Source organism: Janthinobacterium sp., assembly GCF_009923995.1.
Taxonomy (GTDB): domain Bacteria; phylum Pseudomonadota; class Gammaproteobacteria; order Burkholderiales; family Burkholderiaceae_D; genus Janthinobacterium.
Genome location: NZ_RFSK01000139.1, coordinates 1 through 1,770 on the forward strand (window position 1 = coordinate 1; position 1,770 = coordinate 1,770).

Below are 1,770 nucleotides of genomic sequence, written 5' to 3' on the forward strand. Positions count from 1 at the left end.
GCTAAAGTAACTGAGGGTAAAGGTTATAGTTATAACTACCCAGAAAATAAAAAGTATGGTGGGTGGTTAGATGAGTTTCAAACAGGTGGTTGGAAACCTATTGTTGATAAACCTTACCTAAGAACTAGTCCTGCCGGTAATGTTGGTTATACTGATAATACAAGAGTAAGTAGTCCTGATCTAAATAATAAAAAAGCAGCAGAAGCTGCCCAATATGCTAAGCGTGTTGGTACTATTACTCAAGGTAAGGCTAAATCAAATTATGAAAAAGCTAAAGAAGCTAGTTCATTTGTATCTCAAGCAGAACAACGTAAAGGTTCTGCTGATCCATTAGACTATGTATTAGATATAGTTAATCCAGCTACTTATGGATTTGCGGGAACTGATTTAGTAGGTAACACTGCAATGGGTGTAAATAATTTAGCTAAAGGTAATTTTAGTGAGGCTGCTGGTAATGCATTAAATGCTGGTGTGAATGCTTTATATTTAGCTCCAGCTGCTGCTGAATTACGTGGACCATTAAATACATTATCAAATAATATATATAAAAGTATTCCAAAAGCATTTTTAAATAAATCAGAAGTAGAATTACAAAAACAAGCTGGTGTTGATTGGTTAAGAAACTGGTATTCACAACCAGAAATAAAACAAAGATTTAATCAACAAATATATAATTCGGCTATTGGAGATGATTTAATAATGCCAATTTATAAAAAAAATGTAGTAACAGATGTTATTGAAAAACCTAACTCTACAATAAATTTAAATAAATCTGCAGGATCTGATTTTGCAAGTGGTATGTCTAAAGAAAAATATGCAGAATTAAAATATGGTTTTAGAAAAGATCCAATTGTAAGTTTAAAATATAATGAAGAAATACCTTTTGTACATAAGAAATATTTAGGTGTAAATAGTGGTTATGGTAATAATATGGGTGGTTACACTAATGTTTATCCTGAGCATCCTGAATTTTTTTATAATAAATTTAATCCATTTAGTAATTGGAAACCTACAGTAAAAGGAACAACAATTCATGAAGGAACACATTGGTTAACTACAGGTGACCAGGGCTTAGCAGAATCAACAAAACAAATGTTTAGAGAACCTTTTGATATAAGTAAAAGAATCAGTAAACATGATAAATATCTTACTAAACCGACAGAAGTGCATGCAAGATTAAATGAGTTACGTTCTCAATATAACTTAGAACCTACAGTTACACAATCACAAGTTGATAAGATTATTTCTGATGGTTTAAAAGGTAAAACAAATGTTCAAAGTAGATTCTTTGAATTATTAAAAGATAATAAATCTTTAACTAATTTGTTTAATACAGCCATGGGTATAAGTGCTCCAATAGCTGCAGCATCTCAATTACAAGAACAAAAACAAGGTGGTCAAACTAGTTGGCTTAATAAATACAAATAACTAAAATGAAAGATAAATTTTTAAAAATGGCTGGTGTTAAATCTGAGAAGGAATTCTATAAGAAGTATCCTACAGAAGAAGCATTTTTTAAAGCTAATCCATCAGCTTTAAAAATGATGCAAACCGGTGGTGGTTTACAAGACCAACAGATATTTCAATATCCTAACTATGGTGGTAATATGTTAGCATATGCACAACAAGCTCAACAGGATAAACAAAATAATCCTATGGGTGCTATTGGTAATATGTTTATTAATGGTGCTTTAGCTGTTGGTCAAGCAGCAGATAATGGATCTAGTAAAGCTTCTGATGCACTTAAGTTAGCCGGAGCATTTATGCAAA

At 31.2% G+C, this 1,770-nt stretch carries 2 protein-coding genes; both read left to right on the forward strand.

Going from position 1 to position 1,770, the window contains the following annotated elements; all coding sequences use genetic code 11:
• Nucleotides 1-1,428: hypothetical protein (locus EBS11_RS28220; protein WP_290608833.1), on the forward strand; the 1,428-nt coding region annotated here is incomplete at its 5' end.
• Nucleotides 1,429-1,433: 5 nt separating this feature from the next.
• Nucleotides 1,434-1,770: hypothetical protein (locus tag EBS11_RS28225; protein WP_290608835.1), on the forward strand; the 337-nt coding region annotated here is incomplete at its 3' end.